This window comes from Oryzobacter faecalis, from assembly GCF_046764005.1.
Lineage (GTDB): Bacteria > Actinomycetota > Actinomycetes > Actinomycetales > Dermatophilaceae > Oryzobacter > Oryzobacter faecalis.
This window is the reverse complement of record NZ_JBKOFW010000006.1, coordinates 100,289-117,530: the sequence shown is the minus strand read 5'-3', so window position 1 is coordinate 117,530 and position 17,242 is coordinate 100,289. Positions and strand designations below refer to the sequence as shown.

Genomic DNA, 17,242 nt, shown 5'->3' with positions numbered 1-17,242 from the left:
GTCGTCACTAGGGTGAATTTCGTGCGCATCGACATCCTCAGCAAGGAGTACCCCCCGGCCATCTACGGCGGTGCCGGAGTCCACGTCGCCGAGCTCGTCCGGGCACTGCGCGGGCGCGGCGACCTCGACGTGCGCGTCCACGCCTTCGGCGACCCGAGGGACGAGGACGGCACGACCGGGCACCCCGACCTCGCCGAGCTGTCCGGCGCCAACGCGGCGCTGACCACGCTCGGGGTCGACCTGTCGATCGCGGCGGCCTGCGACGGGGCCGACATCGTCCACTCGCACACCTGGTACGCCAACTTCGCCGGGCACGTCGCGAGCCTGCTGGGCGACGTCCCGCACGTCCTCACGGCACACAGCCTGGAGCCGATGCGCCCGTGGAAGGCCGAGCAGCTGGGCGGCGGGTACCGCCTGTCCTCGTGGGTCGAGAAGACCGCCTACGAGGCCGCGGACGCGGTCATCGCGGTCAGCGCCGGCATGCGCGAGGACATCCTGCGCTCCTACCCGCAGGTCGACCCGGACAAGGTCAAGGTCGTCCACAACGGCATCGACAGCCAGCTCTGGCAGCGCGAGCGCGACGAGGACGTCGTCCGGCGGCACGGCGTCGACCCGGACCGGCCGAGCGTCATCTTCGTCGGCCGCATCACGCGGCAGAAGGGCCTGCCCTACCTCCTGCGCGCGGCGGCCGAGCTGCCGCCCGAGGTCCAGCTCGTCTTCCTCGCCGGCGCGCCGGACACGCCCGAGATCCTCGCCGAGGTCGAGTCCCTCATCGACGGCCTGCGCCAGACGCGCGACGGGGTCGTCTGGGTGCCGACCATGCTGCCCCGGGGCGAGGTCGTCGCCCTCCTCTCCAGTGCCACCGTCTTCGTCTGCCCCTCGGTGTACGAGCCCCTCGGCATCGTCAACCTCGAGGCGATGGCATGCGAGCTGCCGGTGGTCGCGACGGCGACCGGGGGCATCCCGGAGGTCGTCGTCGACGGCGAGACCGGGTGGCTCGTGCCGATCGAGCAGGTCCAGGACGGCACCGGCACGCCGGTCGACCCCGACCGCTTCGTCGCCGACCTCGCGGCCGCCCTCACCGACGCCGTGAGCGACCCCGCGCGGGCCGACCGGATGGGTCTCGCGGGGCGGAAGCGGGCCGTGGAGTCGTTCTCGTGGAGCCGGATCGGCGAGCAGACGCACCAGGTGTACCTCGACGTCCTGCGGCGCCGGATGCTCTCGCCCTGACTCCGTTAGGGTTCGGGACATGAGTGACGTCCTGGCGCTGGCGGGTGTGAGCGTCGTGCGCGGGGACACCACGATCCTCGACGACGTCACCTGGGAGGTCGAGGAGGGCCAGCGCTGGGTCGTGCTCGGCCCCAACGGCGCCGGGAAGACCACCCTGCTCCAGCTCGCGTCGGCACGCATCCACCCGACCACCGGGGTCGCGGGCGTCCTCGGCGAGGTGCTCGGCGCCGTCGACGTCTTCGAGCTGCGTCCGCGGATCGGCCTCGCGTCGGCCGCGCTCGCCGACCGGATCCCGCCCCAGGAGGTCGTCCGCGACGTCGTCGTCACCGCCTCCTACGGCGTCATCGGCCGGTGGCGGGAGGCCTACGACCGGATGGACGAGGGCCGCGCGACCGAGCTGCTCGAGGCCCTCGGCGCCAGCCACCTCGCCGGTCGCCGGTTCGGCACGCTCTCCGAGGGCGAGCGCAAGCGGGTGCAGATCGCCCGCGCCCTCATGACCGACCCCGAGCTGATGCTCCTCGACGAGCCGGCTGCGGGCCTCGACCTCGGCGGCCGCGAGGACCTCGTGCGGCGGCTCGGCACGCTCGCCGCCGACCTCGCCGCACCGGCGATGGTCCTCGTCACCCACCACGTCGAGGAGGTGCCGCCGCACTTCACCGACGTGCTCCTGCTGCGCGAGGGCCGGGTCGTCGCCCAGGGACCGCTCGAGATCACACTGACGGCCGAGAACCTCGAGGCCACCTTCGGCCTCCCGCTCGAGCTCGAGGTCCGGGGGGACCGCTATGCAGCCCGCGCGCGCTGAGGCCGCGCGGAACTGGCCGCGCCGGTCGGACGTCGACGCGGTGAGGACCCACGGAGGGAAGGGGAGCAGCCCATGGACTGGCTGACGGAGAACTGGTGGCTGTTCTGGCTCGGGGTCGCCCTCGTCCTCGGCGCCATCGAGGTCGCGACGGTCGACTTCGTCTTCCTCATGCTCGCGGGAGGGGCCGTCGCGGGCGCCGTCTCGGCCGGGTTCGGGGTGCCGTTCCCGCTCCAGGTCGTCGTCGCGGTGGCGGTGGCCCTGCTGCTCCTCGTCGTCGTGCGGCCGATGATCAAGCGGCAGTTCACCGACGGGCTCGTCGACCACCACATCGGCCCGGCGGGGCTCGTCGGGCGCGACGCCCGCGTCATCCAGGCCGTCACGGACACGGACGGCCGCATCAAGCTGGCGGGGGAGACGTGGTCGGCCCGGCTGGCCGCGGGCAGCACCCCGATCGCCCCGGGCGAGGAGGTCCGTGTCATCGCGATCCACGGCGCGACCGCCGTCGTCGAGCCCGTCCAGCACGACCCGTCCAGCTGACCTGCGCCCCGGCGCCGCGTGAAAGGCCCAACCCATGCCCGACGGAACCTTCGCCATCATCGTCCTGCTGCTGCTCGCGGCGTTCGCGATCCTCGTGCTCGTCCGCACCGTGCGGATCGTCCCGCAGCAGACCGCCCTCATCATCGAGCGGCTGGGTCGCTACTCGCGCACGCTCGAGGGCGGGCTGCACATCCTCGTCCCGTTCGTCGACCTCGTCCGCGCGAACATCGACCTGCGCGAGCAGGTCGTCTCCTTCCCGCCCCAGCCGGTCATCACGAGCGACAACCTCGTCGTCAGCATCGACACGGTCATCTACTACCAGGTGATCGAGCCGAAGTCGGCGGTCTACGAGATCGCCAACTTCATCCAGGGCATCGAGCAGCTGACCGTCACGACGCTGCGCAACGTCATCGGCTCCCTCGACCTCGAGCAGACGCTGACCAGCCGCGACCAGATCAACGCCCAGCTGCGTGGCGTCCTCGACGAGGCCACGGGCAAGTGGGGCATCCGCGTCAACCGCGTCGAGCTCAAGGCGATCGACCCGCCGCACTCGGTGCAGGAGTCGATGGAGAAGCAGATGAAGGCCGAGCGCGACCGCCGCGCCGCCATCCTCAACGCCGAGGGCATCAAGGCCAGCCAGATCCTCACGGCCGAGGGCGAGAAGCAGAGCCAGATCCTGCGCGCCGAGGGCTCGGCCCAGGCCCGCATCCTCGAGGCGCAGGGCCAGGCGCGCGCCATCCAGCAGGTCTTCGACGCCATCCACCGCGGCCGCCCGACGCAGAAGCTGCTCGCCTACCAGTACCTCCAGGTGCTCCCGCAGCTGGCGCGAGGCGACGCGAACAAGATGTGGATCATCCCGAGCGAGCTCACCGACGCCCTCAAGGGGATCGGCGGGATGCTCGGCCGCGGCCAGGGCGGCTTCGACGACGGCGGCGACGAGTGGGTCGACCCGGGGGACGGGCTGGGCAACGCTTTCGAGGAGACGACGCTCGAGGACCCGGCCGAGGCGCTGGCCCGGGCACGCGGCCAGGCGGGCCTCGCGAGCAAGGAGGCCGAGGAGCACGCTTCGCCCGCCTCGCGGGTCCAGCCGCCGATCCAGCCGCCCGCCGACGCCGTGCCGCCGCGGCCCTCGACGACCCCGCCGCCCGCGCCGCCGGCCCCGCCGGCCGAGGACGCCCCGCCGCCCCCTCCGGTCCCGGGCACCGAGCCGCCGGCCCCGCCGGCGGCTCGCTGACGGGTGCCGTGGTCCGACGCCCTCCTCGTCCTGCTGGCCGGGATCGGCGCAGGGACCATCAACACCATCGTCGGGTCGGGCACGCTCATCACCTTCCCCACCCTGCTGCTCCTCGGCGTGCCGCCGGTGACGGCGAACATCTCGAACAACATCGGCCTCGTCCCCGGCTCGCTGACGGGCGCCATCGGCTACCGCAAGGAGCTCGAGGGCGCCGGTCCCGAGCTGCGCCGGCTCGCCCCGATGTCGTTCGCCGGGGGCGCCCTGGGTGCGGTCCTGCTGCTCGTCCTCGACCCGGCCGTGTTCAAGGCGGTCGTCCCCGTGCTCATCGTCGTCGGGATCGTGCTCGTCGTCCTCGGCCCGCGGATCAACGCCTGGACCGTGCGACGACGCGAGGAGGCCGGTCACGAGGGCGAGCCGAACCACCGGGCGGCGATGCAGGCCGGGACGTTCGGCGCCGGCGTCTACGGGGGCTACTTCGGTGCGGCACAGGGGATCATCCTCATGGGGATCCTCGGCGCCCTGTCACCCCAGCCCCTCCAGCGGCTCAACGGCTACAAGAACGTCCTCGCCACGGTCGTCAACGCCGTCGCGGCGCTCGTCTTCGTCCTCGTCGCGTTCGGGCGCATCGACTGGGTCGTCGTCGTCCTCATCGCCGTCGGGTCGACGATCGGCGGCGTCATCGGCTCGACGGTGGGGCGCCGGCTGCACCCCACGGTGCTGCGCGCGGTCATCGTCGCCATCGGGCTCGTGGCCGTGACGCGGATGGTCGTGGCGGGGTGAACGGGCGATGAGCGTCGAGCGGGTCACCGCCGCCGAAGACCCGCGGCTCGAGGACTACGTCGGGCTCACCGACGTCGCCCTCCGGCGCCGGACCGAGCCCGAGCGCGGCCTCTACCTGGCGGAGTCCGAGAAGGTGATCCGGCGCGCGCTGCGGGCCGGCCACCGTCCGCGGTCCTACCTCATGGCCGAGCGGTGGCTCACGGACCTCGCCGACCTCGTGGAGGCGGCAGCCGCCGACGGGGTGCCCGTGTACGTGGGCGAGCACGACGTCATCGAGGCGCTCACCGGGTTCCACCTGCACCGTGGCGCGCTGGCGTCGATGCAGCGACCCGAGCTGCCCCCCGTCGCGGCCGTCCTCGAGGGGGCGCGGCGAGTCCTCGTCCTCGAGGACGTCGTCGACCACACCAACGTGGGAGCCGTGTTCCGGTCGGCCGCGGCGCTGGGCGTCGATGCCGTGCTCGTCACCCCGCGGTGCGCGGACCCGTTGTACCGCAGGTCGATCCGCGTCTCGATGGGCACGGTGTTCCAGGTCCCGTGGACCCGGATCGACCCGTGGCCGGGGGGAGTGGAGGTGCTGCGCTCGCTCGGCTTCACGACGGCCGCCCTGGCCCTCACCGACGAGTCGGTCGGCCTCGACGAGCTCGCCGCGGACCCGCCCGAGCGGCTCGCCCTCGTCCTCGGGACCGAGGGCGACGGCCTCTCCCGGCGGACCCTGGCGGCGGTCGACCTCACCGTCCGGATCCCCATGGCCGGGGGCGTCGACTCGCTCAACGTCGCGGCTGCGGGCGCGGTCGCAGCCTGGGCGCTCCGAGCCCCGTGAGGGCCGACCTTCCCTAGCGGACGAGGCGGTCGAGGAGGCGCTCGACCTCGGCGGCGGGGTCGGCGACAGACCCACCGTGCACCGGACCCGGCTGGAGGACGGTCGAGCGCGGCGCGGTGATCCAGCCGAACCGCTTCCCGGGCGTCGAGAGAGAGGTGTCGACCTCGGACGGCGGACGGTCGCACATCGTGCCGACCGCCTCGAGCGCGGCCCGCAGGCCGTCGAGGTCGGCGTCGGGCGCCACCGCGCGGATGCGGTCGTCGTCGACGTGCCAGGCGCACCGGAGGACGCCTGCCGACTGCGAGTGGACGACGACGCCGACGTTCAGGCACTCGCCGCGGTCGACCCGGGGCACGAAGCGCAGCACGACGTACTGGTACGGGTGGCTCATGCGGCACCTCCGGCCCATGCGGCGGGGTTCTCGAGGCGGAGGGTCAGGTGCTCCACGTACGCGGCCCGCACCCTCGCGGTGTCGGGCAGGCTCGCCGTGGGCTCGAGCCACTCGTCGGGGACGAGACCCACGACCTCCTCGACCACCTCCGGTGTCACGAGCGGGCCGAGCCGCTCGTGCGTGGCCGCGACCGGCTCCGCGACGGCGGCGAGGACGTGTCCCGTCGGGTCGAACGGCTGGCCGACGAAGCGGCGGACGTCCGGCGGGCGGCTCGGCCACGAGTGGTGGAACCACAGCGAGGCACCGTGGTCGATGGCCCACGTGCGCCCATGCCAGACGAGGAGGTTCGGGTTGGCCCAGGTGCGGTCGACGTTGGCGGTCCACGCGTCGAGCCAGAGGATGGCGCCCGCCTCCTCCGTCGACGGCGGCCGGGAGCCGTCGTACCCGAAGGACCCGGGGAGGAAGTCGACGCCGAGGTTGTGGCCCGGGGAGGCGTTGAGCAGGTCCTGGACCTCCTCGTCGGCCTCGTAGCGGGCGATGGCGGCGGGGAGGTCGACGACCGCCAGCCGGGGCGTGTGGATGCCCACGCGCCGCGCGATCTCGCCGACGAGGACCTCGGCCACGAGGACCTTGCGGCCCTGCCCCGCGCCGGAGAACTTCACGACGTAGGTGCCGAGGTCGTCGGCCTCGACGAGCCCCGGCAGCGAGCCGCCCTCGCGCAGGGGCACGACGAAACGGGTCGCGGTCACGGTCTCGAGCACGTCCTCAGGCTAGCCACGGTGGCCGCCGGGGGCGTGACGCGGGGCCAGTAGGGTTGCGTGGGTGAGCAACGAGCAGCGACGACTGGCGGGGCGCTACGTCCTCGGGTCGCCCATCGGCCGCGGCGGCATGGGTGAGGTGTGGCGGGCCACGGACACCGTCCTCCACCGCGAGGTGGCCGTGAAGACCATCGACCTGCGCTCGGTGCCCGACGAGTCCGGCGCGGCCAGGTTCGACCGTGAGGCCCGCGCCACGGCCGGGATCAACCACCCCGGCATCGTGACGGTCCACGACAGCGGGGTCGAGGACGACACCGCCTTCCTCGTCATGGAGCTCCTGCCCGGGCCCTCCCTCGCCGAGCGGCTGCGCGAGGGTCCCCTGCCCGTCGAGGAGGTCGTGTCGGTCGGCGAGCAGGTCGCCCGCGCCCTCGACGCCGCGCACGCGCGCGGGCTCGTCCACCGCGACATCAAGCCGGGCAACATCGCCTACGCCGACGACGGCCGCATCCGGGTCCTCGACTTCGGCATCACCCAGCTGGGCGAGGCGGCGGCGGGCAACCAGGCACTCACCGCGACCCACACGGTCATGGGGACGGCCGAGTACCTCGCGCCCGAGCAGGCCCTGGGCGGGCGCGTCGACGGGCGGGCCGACCTCTACGCGCTGGGCTGCGTGCTGTTCGCCCTCCTCGCCGGCAAGCCGCCCTTCAGCGGACCCACGCCCGTCGCGACGATGATGATGCACGCCAACGACCCCGTCCCGGACGTTCGCACCCTGCGCCCGGAGACGCCCGGGTGGCTCGCCGACGTCGTCACGAGCCTGCTGGCCAAGGACCCCGCGGACCGGCCCACCGGTGCCGCCGCCGTCGCCGCGGCACTGGCCGACCGCGAGGCCGTGGCCGGGGCCGCGACGAGCGTCCTGCCTGCCGCGGGTGCGGCCGCAGCTGCTACCGGGGCCGCCGCGACGCAGCGCCTCGACCCCGTCCCGCCGCCCCCACCGCCCAGCGCCCCGTACCCGGGGCGCTACGACGAGGAGGACGACCGGCGCGGTGGGTCCGCGGTCACCTGGGTGCTGGCCCTGGTTGCCCTCGCCGCCGTCGCCGCGCTGTTCTGGCTGCTGTTCCTGCGCGAGGAGCCGTCGACTCCGACGAACACGCCGTCCACGAGACCGACGGCGTCCGCGCCGGCCACGACGACCCCACCCTCCGAGACGCCTGCCCCGGCGCCCACCGAGACGCCGACGCCCACGCCCTCGGACACGGCCGACCTCGGGGGGGACGTCGAGGACGCCCTCGGTGCCCTCAGCGACGGCATCGACGACCTCGAGAGCGCCGGCTCGCTCGAGGGCGACGCGGCCAAGTCCCTGCGCGACCGGGTGCGCGACGTCCGCCAGGAGCTGCGCAAGGGCGAGGACCCCGAGAAGGTCCTCGAGGCGGCCGAGAAGGTCGACGAGGAGCTGCGCAAGGGGGTCGAGGACGGCAAGATCAGCCCGGAGGCCCAGACCCAGCTCCAGCCGCTCGTCGACGACCTCGTGACCGCCGCCCGCGCCTACGCCGACGGCAGCGACTGACGCCCGTCCGGGGGCCGGCGAGAGCCGCCCCACGTGCCGACGGTCGAGGGGAACGCGAACGGCCCCGAACCATGTCGGTTCGGGGCCGTTCCGCGGTGTCCGAGGGGGGACTTGAACCCCCATGCCCGATAAAGGGCACTAGCACCTCAAGCTAGCGCGTCTGCCAATTCCGCCACCCGGACGAGTGCTGCGGGCGAGCCCGGGGAGGGCTGCCTGCGGACCGGAACATTACACGGGATGCCCCGTGATCCGAAATCCGTTCCGCCCCGTGCGTCACACCTAGGGTGGGGCGCATGAGCGCGACCGAGAGCACCGCCATCCGCCCGGAGGACGAGGTCGTCCGCCTCTGCCAGGAGCTCATCCGGATCGACACGAGCAACTACGGGGACGGCAGCGGGCCGGGTGAGGCCGAGGCGGCCGCCTACGTCGTCGAACGGCTGCGCGAGGTGGGCCTGGAGCCGCGGACCTTCGAGTCCGACCCCGGCCGGGTCAGCGTCGCGGTCCGCATCCCGGGGGCGGACCGCGAGCGGGGGGCCCTGTGCGTCCACGGACACCTCGACGTGGTCCCCGCGAACGCCGAGGACTGGTCGGTCGACCCCTTCGCGGCCGAGGAGCGCGACGGCTGCGTCTGGGGGCGCGGGGCCGTCGACATGAAGGACATGGACGCGATGATCCTCGCGGTCGTGCGCCACCTCGCCCGGACCGGGACGGTCCCGCCGCGCGACCTCGTCGTCGTGTTCTTCGCCGACGAGGAGGCTGGCGGCACCAAGGGCTCGCACTTCCTCGTCGAGCACCACCCCGAGGTCTTCGAGGGCGTCACCGAGGCGATCAGCGAGGTCGGCGGCTACAGCGTCACCCTCACCGACAAGGACGGCCGGGAGCGACGGACGTACCTGCTCCAGACCGCCGAGAAGGGCATCGTCTGGCTCCGGATGACGGCGCACGGCCGCGCGGGGCACGGCTCGGTCCCCAACGACGAGAACGCGATCGTCCGCCTCGCGGAGGCCATCGCGCGCATCGCCGCGCACAAGTGGCCCCGCGAGTACGTCCCCGCGGTCCGCACCCTGCTCGACGGGCTGTCCGAGCTCACCGGGACCGGCTGGTCCGACGAGGACCTCGAGGAGCTCCTCGCCCACCTCGGCGGGGCGCAGGGCTTCGTCCGCGGGACCCTCCAGGACACGAGCAACGTGACGATGCTCGACGCCGGGTACAAGCACAACGTCATCCCGCAGCACGCCTCGGCCAACGTCGACTGCCGCTTCCTCCCGGGCCACGAGGACGACCTGCTCGCCACGATCCGCGAGCTCGCCGGCGAGCACGTCGACGTCGAGGTCCTGCACCGCGACATCGCCCTCGACGCGCCGTTCGAGGGCGACCTCGTCGAGGCGATGGTCGCCGCGCTGCGGACCGAGGACCCCGACGCCGAGGTCCTGCCGTACTGCCTCTCCGGTGGCACCGACAACAAGGCGCTGTCGCTGCTGGGGATCACCGGCTACGGCTTCGCGCCGCTGCGGCTGCCGGCCGACCTCGACTTCGCGCCGATGTTCCACGGCATCGACGAGCGGGTCCCCACCGAGTCCCTGCGCTTCGGGGCGCGGGTCCTCCTGCGCCTCCTCCAGACCTGCTGAGCCGGCTCAGGCGTTCGGCACCATCGACCGTCGCGGCCGGATGATGCGGCGCCGCAACCAGGTCCGCGTGCGGCCCCCGACGTAGACGCGGGTGCGCTCGAGCTCCCACCGGCCGTACTCCGCGTGCTCGGTGAGCTGGCGCCGGATGTCGGCGCGCCCGGTGTCCCGTCCGAAGGACAGGACGAGGTACTCGTACTCGACCACCGCCACATTCTGCGCCAGGACCGGTACCGTCGGAAGCATGAGCGCCGACCCGCGTGCCGCACTGACCCAGCTCGTCGCCGCCTTCGAGCGGCACCTCGAGGCCAGCAGCACCCGCCACGGGGAGGACGACCCCACCGTCGTCGCCGCGTACGAGGACCTCGCCGACGCCTTCGAGGCGTATGACGGTGCCCTGTACGACGCCTACGGCGAGATGACACCGCTCGACATCTACAGCGGCGACGAGGACGACGACGGCGACGGCGACGAGCCGGACGACGACCAGGGCGACGCCGACGACGAGGACGAGCTCGACGACCACGACGACGAGGACGGCGACGACACGCGCCTCTACGCCGGGCTCGACGACGACATCGAGTTCGAGGACGACCGCACCCGCTGAGCGGTACCGGGATCCGCGCTCCGAGCACCGTGCCGGCACTCCACCTCGCCCTGCGCCGGACGTTGGCCACGGCTGGCTTGGACGCGCCACCTCACCTCTCCGTCCGGCGAACGTGGGTGAAGATCGTCGGCCCAGCGACGATTCTCACCCACGTTCGCCCGACGCAGGGCGGTGCGGAGGCGGGCGCGCACCGCCGCAGGTCGCCGCGCGAATTCGGCTGTGGGTCATCCACATTCATGCTATCGAACACTTGTGCTAACGCTCGTCGGCGGGTAGGCTCGCGGGTACAGGGGGAGGGGGACAGCATGAGCAGCACCGCGCCAGCGACCAGCAGCCGCACCGGGCATCCGAGCGAGCTGCTCGCCCTCCTGCACGACACGCAGACGCTGCTCGCTGCGCTCCCCGCACCGTCACCGACCTCCGGTTCCCGGCAGGCGTGGGCCGAGGTGGTCCGGTCCTGCCAGCGGGTCGTCAACGCGGCCTCGGCGGTGCAGGACGAGGCGATCGTCGCCCTGGCCGCGATCGAACCGGTCACGCTGGAGGACGGCACCGACGCCGAGACCCACAAGGCACCCGGTCACGTGGCCCTGGACGCGGCCGCGGTCGTGTCCGGGGCGCTCGAGGTCACCGCGAACCACGCCAGCGACCGGGTCCGCGACGCGGTCCGGTGGGCCGCCGACGGGGAGGCCGGCACCAGCGCCTGTACTGGCCTGGGCGGGCTGCACGACGCGATGCGCACCGGCGACCTGGACCGGTACCGGGCCGGGGTCGTCGCGCACGAGCTGGAGGAGGCACCGGCGCAGGTCGCCGAGGCCGTCATCGCCACCCTCGGTGAGCACCTGGCGTCCGAGACCGGGGTCCAGCTGCGGCGGCGGACCCGGCGGCTGCTGGCGAGGGTCAGCCCCGACCTGCTCCGCCAGCGAGCTCAGCGTGCGCGGCAGGAGTGCGGGCTACGCCGCCGCGTCGGCGAACCGGGCGTGGACGTGTGGGAAGGCTCCTTCCCCTCCGAACAGGCAGCCAAGGCGTGGGCCGCGATCGACACCCGAGCCCACCAGCTCGTCACCGACGGCGCAGTCGACCGGATCGACCGAGCCCGCGCCCAAGCGTTGATCGACCTCGTCATGCAGTCGGCGACGGTCACCACCGTCATCACCCTCACCGTCCCCGCCGACCACCCCGCCACCGCTCCCGTGCCTGAGCCCATCACCCACCCGGCTCCCGCGGCCGACGCCCGGACCGCTACCGCGACCGGAGAGGACCCCACGACCGTGGCTGCCGCCGATCGGCTCACCGCCGGCGACGCCGTCGACGGCGGGTTCGTCGAGGTCGCCACCGGCCGGGGCACCGAGCAGGTCCTCGTCCCCACCGCCTGGCTCACCAACCAGCTCGCCGCCGCCAACGCCCCGACTCCCGTCCGCGGCACCGGCCCCGGCACGGAGCCCAGCCCCGCGAATCCGAACACCCAGGACACCGTGCGCGTCGAGACCCGGTCCTGCGACCCGGTCACCGGGGCGCTGCTCAGCGACGAAGAGTCCGGCGCCTACCGGCCACCGGAACGGCTCGCCGCCCTCGTCCGCCACCGCGACGGACGATGCCGCTTCCCCGGCTGCTCCGTCGCTGCCCGCTACTGCGACCTCGACCACGTCCGCCCCTGGCCCGACGGCTCGACCACCGCGAGCAACCTGATGTGCCTGTGTCGGCGCCACCACCGCGTCAAGCAACGACCCGGCTGGCACGTGAACCTGCACCCCGACGGCACCGTCACCTGGACCGACCCCACCGGCCGCTCACGCACCACGGCGCCGGTCGACGCCCTCCACTCCGTCACCCTCCCCGCGACCCCGGCCGCCGCCACCGGCACCGCGACCCCCGCAGGGGAGACCGCACCGCCCGGCGCGGTCGCCGCCGGTAGCGACCGACCCGGCACCCCCGCACCACGGGCCGTCTCACCCGACCGGTTCAGCCACCTCGAGTACGCGCTGGAGCACCTCCTCGGCGCCGACCTGACCACCCTGCCCGCCCGGACCCGCCGCACCACGAACGGGAGCGGGGTCCGAGTCAGCGTCATCCGCCCCGCCGACACCATCACCGTCCTCGAGCCGCACCGCCCCTGCAGGCGACCTGGGCGCCGCAGCGACAGGTTCTCCGACGAACCACCCTTCTGACCGGCACCCGACCGCCGGGACGGCGCTGTGGAAGGAGTCCTCAGACGTGGTCGGCGGAGACCTCGTCGAGGGCCACGACGATCTCGTCGGGCAGCGTGAGCTCCTCCGCCCCGAGCAGCGTCGCCAGCTGCTTCGGGGTGCGCGGGCCGAGGATGGGAGCGGTGACACCCGGCCGGTCGCGGACCCACGCGAGAGCCACGACGGCGGGGGAGACCCCCAGGCCCTGGGCGGCGGTGTGGACGGCCTCGACGACCCCGCGGGTGTGGTCGCCGACGTGGCGCCCGGCGAACCGCGAGAACTCCTCCGACGCCAGGCGCGAGTCGGCGGTGACGGTCGTGCGGTAGCGGCCGGCGAGGACGCCGCGCCCGAGGGGCGACCAGGGGAGCAGGCCGAACCCGAGGGAGGAGGCTGCCTCGGCGAGCTCGCGCTCCGGGGAACGCGACACGAGGCTGTACTCGACCGAGTCGGCGACGAGGGGCACCCGAGCCTCCGCGAGCAGCGACATGGTCCGGGCCGCCTGCCACCCGGCGTGGTTGGAGACCCCCACGTACCGGGCCCGGCCGCTGTCGTGGGCGTGGACGAGGGCGCTCACCGTCTCCTCGACCGGGGTCTGCGGGTCCCAGGTGTGGGCCAGCCACACGTCGACGTGGTCGGTCCGCATCCGGCGCAGCGAGGTGTCGAGCTGGGTGAGCATGGCGCGGCGGGAGCAGTCGACGACGCGCGCACCGGACGCCCGGCTGATCCCGGACTTCGTCATGAGGACGACCTCGTCGCGGTCGCGGCCGTCGAGCAGGTCGCCGAGGATCTCCTCGCTCTGCCCGCCGGCGTACCCGTGCGCCGTGTCGACGAGGGTGCCCCCCGCCCCACGGAACTCGCGGAGCAGGTCGGAGGCGTCCTCCGGTGAGGTGCGCGTGCCCCAGGCCATCGTGCCGAGCCCGAGCCGCGACACGGTGAGGCCGGAGGCCCCCAGGCGGCGGGTCAGCATGGCGGCGACCCTATCGGGGGCCGCGTCGATACCGTGGGCGCCATGCGGCTGGCGATCATGTGCGGTTACGCGGGCATGGGCCTCGGGCCCGACACCGTCGACCTCGTCCGGGAGGCCGAGCGCCTGGGCTACGAACAGGCCTGGGTGGCCGAGGCCTACGGGTCCGACGCCCCCACCGTGCTGGCGTGGCTCGGCGCGCAGACCGAGCGGATCCACCTCGGCGCGGGGATCATGCAGATCCCCGCGCGGACCCCGGCGATGACCGCGATGACGGCCGCGACCCTCGACACGCTGACGTCCGGACGCTTCCTCCTCGGTCTCGGCGTCTCGGGACCGCAGGTGAGCGAGGGCTGGCACGGCGTCCGGTTCGCGAAGCCGCTGGCCCGCACGCGGGAGTACGTCGACGTCGTCCGGATGGCCCTGCGTCGCGAACAGGTGCGCTACGAGGGCGAGTTCATCACCCTGCCGCTGCCCGATGGGCCGGGCAAGGCGCTCAGGCTGACGATCCGCCCGCCGCGTCCGGACCTGCCCGTGTACCTCGCCGCGGTGGGTCCGAACAACCTGCGGCTGGCCGGCGAGGTGGCGGACGGCTGGCTCGCCGTCTTCCTCTCGCCGGAGGACTGCGGGGACCAGATGGCCGCGGTGCGCGCCGGGCGGGAAAAGGCGGGGGCGGGCGTGGACGGCGACCCCATGGCCGGGTTCGACGTCGTCGCCACCGTGCCCGTCGTCGTCACCGACGACCTCGAGGCCGGCCGGGCGGCGGTCGCCGACTACACCGCCCTCTACATCGGCGGCATGGGCAGCCGCGAGCAGAACTTCTACAACGGCCTCGCGCGCCGGATGGGCTTCGACGCCGCCGCCGACGAGATCCAGGACCTCTACCTCGAGGGTCGCCCGCGCGACGCCGCGGCGGCCGTGCCGTTCGAGCTCGTCGACCGGACCGCGCTCGTCGGCCCCCCGGACCGGATCGCCGAACGGCTGCGCCGGTACGCCGACGCGGGGGTCACGACCGTGTCCGTGGCGCCGTACGCACGGACGCCCGAGGAGCGCGCGGCGGTGCTGGCCGTCGTCGCCGAGGCCGCAGCCGCCCTCTAGGCTGTCGGCCCGTGCCCGTCGAACTCAGCTACGTCCAGACGATCGTCCTCGGGGTCCTGGAGGGGCTCACCGAGTTCCTCCCGGTCTCCTCCACCGGCCACCTCACGGTCGCCGAGAAGCTCATGGGCCTGCGGGTCGACGCCCCGGCGGTCACGGCGTACACGGCCATCATCCAGATCGGCGCCATCGCGGCGACGTTCATCTACTTCTCCCGCAAGATCGCCAGGCTGCTCACCGCGTGGGTCGCAGGGCTGAGGGACGCCGCGGCCCGCGAGCACGAGGACTACACCCTCGCCACCGCGGTCGTCGTCGGGTCGGTCCCGCTCGGGATCGTCGGCTTCCTCTTCCGCGACCTCATCTCCGGCGGGCTGCGCAGCCTCTGGGTCGTCGCGGCCGCCCTCATCCTGTGGAGCGCCGTCATCTGGGTCGCCGAGCGGCGGCACGACGTCCTCGAGGAGCAGGGCATCCAGCGCGGCGCGTCCGAGGTGACGGTCAGGGACGGCCTCGTCATCGGCCTCGTCCAGTCCTTCGCGCTCATCCCGGGCATCTCGCGCTCGGGTGCCACGATCTCTGCGGGCCTCATGCGCGGCATCGACCGGGTCACCGCGACCGAGCTGTCCTTCTTCATGGCGATCCCGGCCCTCACGGCCGCCGGCCTGTACCAGCTCGTCTCCGAGTTCGACGGCGTCGTGGCGCTCGGGGTCGGCCCCGTGCTCGTCGGCATCGCCGTCTCGTTCGCCACGGCCTACGCGGCGATCGCCTGGCTGCTGCGCTTCGTCGCGACGAACTCCCTGCGCCCCTTCATCTGGTACCGCCTCGCCCTCGGGACGCTCATCATCGTGGCGCTCTCGGCGGGCTGGATCACCGCCCGCTGAGAGCCGGCGGCATCAGAGCCAGCCGCTGCGCCGGAACGCGCGGTAGAGGCCGCCGCACACCACGCCCATGACGGCGAGGACGATGAAGTAGCCGTAGCGCCACCGCAGCTCGGGCATGTTGTCGAAGTTCATGCCGTAGATGCCGGCGACCATCGTGGGCACCGCAGCGATGGCGACCCATGCCGAGATGCGTCGCATGTCGCTGTTCTGCTGCACCGAGATCTGCGCGAGGTGGGCGCTGAGGACGTCGGTGAGCAGGCGGTCGTAGGACTCCACGTGGTCGATGACGTGGTTGAGGTGGTCGGACACGTCGCGGAGCAGCAGCCGCAGCTCGTCCTCGGCGACCGGACTCTTCTCCTCGTGGTGGAGCAGCCGGAGCGGGACCGAGAGCGGCACGGCGGCGCGTCGGAACTCGAGCACCTCGCGCTTGAGGCGGTAGATCGAGGCGGTGTCCATCGGCTCGCCCGAGAAGACCCGGGTCTCGATCTCGTCGAGGTCGGCCGCGATCTCCTCGTCGATCGCCGTGTACGTGTCGACGACGCCGTCGACGATGGCGTGCAGCACGGCGAGCGGGCCCATGCGCAGGCGCCCGGGGTCCTCGGTCTCGAGGCGCTGGCGCAGCCCGGACAGGGGGCTCGCCTCGCCGCGACGGACCGTGACGACGAACCGGTCGCCGACGAACACCATGAGCTCGCCGGTCTCGATGTCGGAGGTCTCCTCGAGGTACCGCAACGGCTTGAGGACGACGAAGACGGTCGTGTCGTAGAGCTCGACCTTGGCGCGCTGGCGGCCGACGATGGCGTCCTCGACGGCGAGGGGGTGCAGGCGCAGCTCCTCGTTGACGTCGTCGAACTCCTCCTGCGTCGGGTCCTTGAGCCCGATCCAGAGGAAGTCGCCCGGGCCGCCCTTCTCGCGCAGCACCGCCAGCTCGTCACTGAGGTCGCCGCAGGGGCGGCGCTGCCCGTCGACGTAGAGGGCCCGGTCCACGATCACGACGACCATGGTGCCCTGCCGCCGCACGGCGGTGGGTCGGCGCGCCGGGGACGGGGCGGGGCGGCCCCTAGGCTGGGCGCGTGGCCACCGTCCTGCTCCTGCGCCACGGCCACTCGACCGCGAACGCCGCGGGGGTGCTCGCCGGGTGGAGCGAGGGCGTCGGTCTCACCGACACCGGCCGGCGCCAGGCCGACGAGCTACGGGCCAGGCTGGAGCCCCTCGAGGTCGTCCGAACCGTCTCGAGCCCCCTCCAGCGCTGCCTCGAGACGGCTGCCCTCGCCGTTCCCGGGCACGCGGTGGCCACCGACGACCGGCTGGGGGAGTGCCACTACGGCGGGTGGACCGGACGGTCGCTCGCCGAGGCGGCGAAGGACCCGCTGTGGCGCGTCGTCCAGGACGACCCGGCCAACGCGACGTTCCCACCCCACGACGAGTACCGCTCGGAGTCGCTGGGGGAGATGGCGGCCCGTGTCCTCGACGGGGTGCGGGCGCTCGACGCCGAGGTCGAGGCCGCGCACGGCCCCGGTGCCGTGTGGGTCGCCGTGAGCCACGGAGACCCCATCAAGTCGGTCGTCGCCGAAGCGGTGGGTGCGGGGCTGGCCGGTCTGCAGCGGGTGCGGGTCGACCCCGGCAGCGTGACGGCCGTGCACGTCGGGCGGTCGCGGATGGTGCTCCTCGCGAGCAACACGGTCCTCGGCGACCTCGCCCCGCTCGTCGCCAGGCCCCGGTACGTACCCGCCGACGACGCCGAGGTGGGGGGCGGCGCCGGCTGAGGTGC

At 73.6% G+C, this 17,242-nt stretch carries 18 protein-coding genes and 1 tRNA gene; 13 read left to right on the top strand and 6 right to left on the bottom strand.

The annotated features are described in order from the left end of the window. Window positions 1-21: 21 nt before the first annotated feature. From glgA to ACK8HX_RS12845, 6 genes are all read left to right on the top strand, one after another. Window positions 22-1,230 (top strand): glycogen synthase, encoded by a 1,209-nt coding sequence (gene glgA / locus ACK8HX_RS12870; protein WP_411941107.1) that lies wholly within the window; start codon window positions 22-24, stop codon window positions 1,228-1,230. Window positions 1,231-1,249: 19 nt separating this feature from the next. Then, on the top strand, window positions 1,250-2,032 hold the full coding sequence (locus ACK8HX_RS12865) for an ABC transporter ATP-binding protein (protein WP_411941106.1): 783 nt from the start codon (window positions 1,250-1,252) through the stop codon (window positions 2,030-2,032). A 72-nt stretch (window positions 2,033-2,104) separates the two neighbouring features. Continuing rightward, window positions 2,105-2,569, top strand: coding sequence for an NfeD family protein (locus tag ACK8HX_RS12860; protein ID WP_411941105.1), 465 nt, complete (start codon window positions 2,105-2,107; stop codon window positions 2,567-2,569). Window positions 2,570-2,603: 34 nt separating this feature from the next. Continuing rightward, complete coding sequence (locus tag ACK8HX_RS12855; protein WP_411941104.1) at window positions 2,604-3,803, top strand: SPFH domain-containing protein; 1,200 nt, start codon at window positions 2,604-2,606, stop codon at window positions 3,801-3,803. A gap of 3 nt (window positions 3,804-3,806) precedes the next feature. Further along, a complete protein-coding gene (locus ACK8HX_RS12850) occupies window positions 3,807-4,583 on the top strand; it encodes a sulfite exporter TauE/SafE family protein (RefSeq protein WP_411941103.1) in 777 nt (258 codons plus the stop codon). 7 nt (window positions 4,584-4,590) lie between these two features. After that, a complete protein-coding gene (locus tag ACK8HX_RS12845) occupies window positions 4,591-5,403 on the top strand; it encodes a TrmH family RNA methyltransferase (RefSeq protein WP_411941102.1) in 813 nt (270 codons plus the stop codon). A 13-nt stretch (window positions 5,404-5,416) separates the two neighbouring features. On the opposite strand, the gene ACK8HX_RS12840 is transcribed toward ACK8HX_RS12845, so the two are convergent. After that, a complete protein-coding gene (locus tag ACK8HX_RS12840; RefSeq protein ID WP_411941101.1) occupies window positions 5,417-5,794 on the bottom strand; it encodes a DUF3037 domain-containing protein in 378 nt (125 codons plus the stop codon). Continuing rightward, on the bottom strand, window positions 5,791-6,555 hold the full coding sequence (locus ACK8HX_RS12835) for a HipA family kinase (protein ID WP_411941100.1): 765 nt from the start codon (window positions 6,553-6,555) through the stop codon (window positions 5,791-5,793). The genes ACK8HX_RS12840 and ACK8HX_RS12835 overlap by 4 nt, the downstream gene beginning before the upstream one ends. A 61-nt stretch (window positions 6,556-6,616) precedes the next feature. Here ACK8HX_RS12835 and ACK8HX_RS12830 point away from each other — a divergent pair, with 61 nt between their 5' ends. Further along, the gene (locus ACK8HX_RS12830) at window positions 6,617-8,119 is read left to right on the top strand and encodes a serine/threonine-protein kinase (protein ID WP_411941099.1); all 1,503 of its coding nucleotides are present in this window, start codon (window positions 6,617-6,619) and stop codon (window positions 8,117-8,119) included. Window positions 8,120-8,215: 96 nt separating this feature from the next. Here the strand turns inward: ACK8HX_RS12830 and ACK8HX_RS12825 are convergent. Next, window positions 8,216-8,301: transfer RNA gene (locus ACK8HX_RS12825), tRNA-Leu, on the bottom strand. 111 nt (window positions 8,302-8,412) lie between these two features. Here ACK8HX_RS12825 and ACK8HX_RS12820 point away from each other — a divergent pair. Further along, on the top strand, window positions 8,413-9,747 hold the full coding sequence (locus ACK8HX_RS12820; RefSeq protein WP_411941098.1) for a M20/M25/M40 family metallo-hydrolase: 1,335 nt from the start codon (window positions 8,413-8,415) through the stop codon (window positions 9,745-9,747). Window positions 9,748-9,753: 6 nt separating this feature from the next. On the opposite strand, the gene ACK8HX_RS12815 is transcribed toward ACK8HX_RS12820, so the two are convergent. After that, complete coding sequence (locus ACK8HX_RS12815) at window positions 9,754-9,951, bottom strand: DUF5703 family protein (protein WP_411941097.1); 198 nt, start codon at window positions 9,949-9,951, stop codon at window positions 9,754-9,756. Window positions 9,952-9,988: 37 nt separating this feature from the next. Between ACK8HX_RS12815 and ACK8HX_RS12810 the strand changes: the two genes are divergently transcribed. Both ACK8HX_RS12810 and ACK8HX_RS12805 read left to right on the top strand, forming a co-directional pair. Further along, window positions 9,989-10,351 (top strand): primosomal protein, encoded by a 363-nt coding sequence (locus tag ACK8HX_RS12810; protein ID WP_411941096.1) that lies wholly within the window; start codon window positions 9,989-9,991, stop codon window positions 10,349-10,351. A 305-nt stretch (window positions 10,352-10,656) separates the two neighbouring features. Beyond that, window positions 10,657-12,516: an HNH endonuclease signature motif containing protein gene (locus ACK8HX_RS12805; RefSeq protein WP_411941095.1), complete on the top strand. Its 1,860-nt coding sequence runs from the start codon at window positions 10,657-10,659 to the stop codon at window positions 12,514-12,516. Between the two features lie 40 nt (window positions 12,517-12,556). Here the strand turns inward: ACK8HX_RS12805 and ACK8HX_RS12800 are convergent, their stop codons facing one another. Then, on the bottom strand, window positions 12,557-13,501 hold the full coding sequence (locus ACK8HX_RS12800) for an aldo/keto reductase (RefSeq protein ID WP_411941094.1): 945 nt from the start codon (window positions 13,499-13,501) through the stop codon (window positions 12,557-12,559). Between the two features lie 42 nt (window positions 13,502-13,543). Between ACK8HX_RS12800 and ACK8HX_RS12795 the strand changes: the two genes are divergently transcribed. Further along, window positions 13,544-14,596, top strand: a complete 1,053-nt coding sequence (locus ACK8HX_RS12795) for an LLM class F420-dependent oxidoreductase (RefSeq protein ID WP_411941093.1) — start codon at window positions 13,544-13,546, stop codon at window positions 14,594-14,596. Between the two features lie 11 nt (window positions 14,597-14,607). Next, window positions 14,608-15,471 carry an undecaprenyl-diphosphate phosphatase gene (locus ACK8HX_RS12790; RefSeq protein ID WP_411941092.1) on the top strand — a complete coding sequence of 288 codons (864 nt, stop codon included), beginning with the start codon at window positions 14,608-14,610 and terminating at the stop codon, window positions 15,469-15,471. Between the two features lie 12 nt (window positions 15,472-15,483). Here the strand turns inward: ACK8HX_RS12790 and corA are convergent, their stop codons facing one another. Continuing rightward, window positions 15,484-16,464, bottom strand: coding sequence for a magnesium/cobalt transporter CorA (gene corA, locus ACK8HX_RS12785; protein WP_411941091.1), 981 nt, complete (start codon window positions 16,462-16,464; stop codon window positions 15,484-15,486). An 80-nt stretch (window positions 16,465-16,544) separates the two neighbouring features. Here corA and ACK8HX_RS12780 point away from each other — a divergent pair, with 80 nt between their 5' ends. Continuing rightward, window positions 16,545-17,237: an MSMEG_4193 family putative phosphomutase gene (locus ACK8HX_RS12780; RefSeq protein ID WP_411941090.1), complete on the top strand. Its 693-nt coding sequence runs from the start codon at window positions 16,545-16,547 to the stop codon at window positions 17,235-17,237. Window positions 17,238-17,242 lie beyond the last annotated feature (5 nt).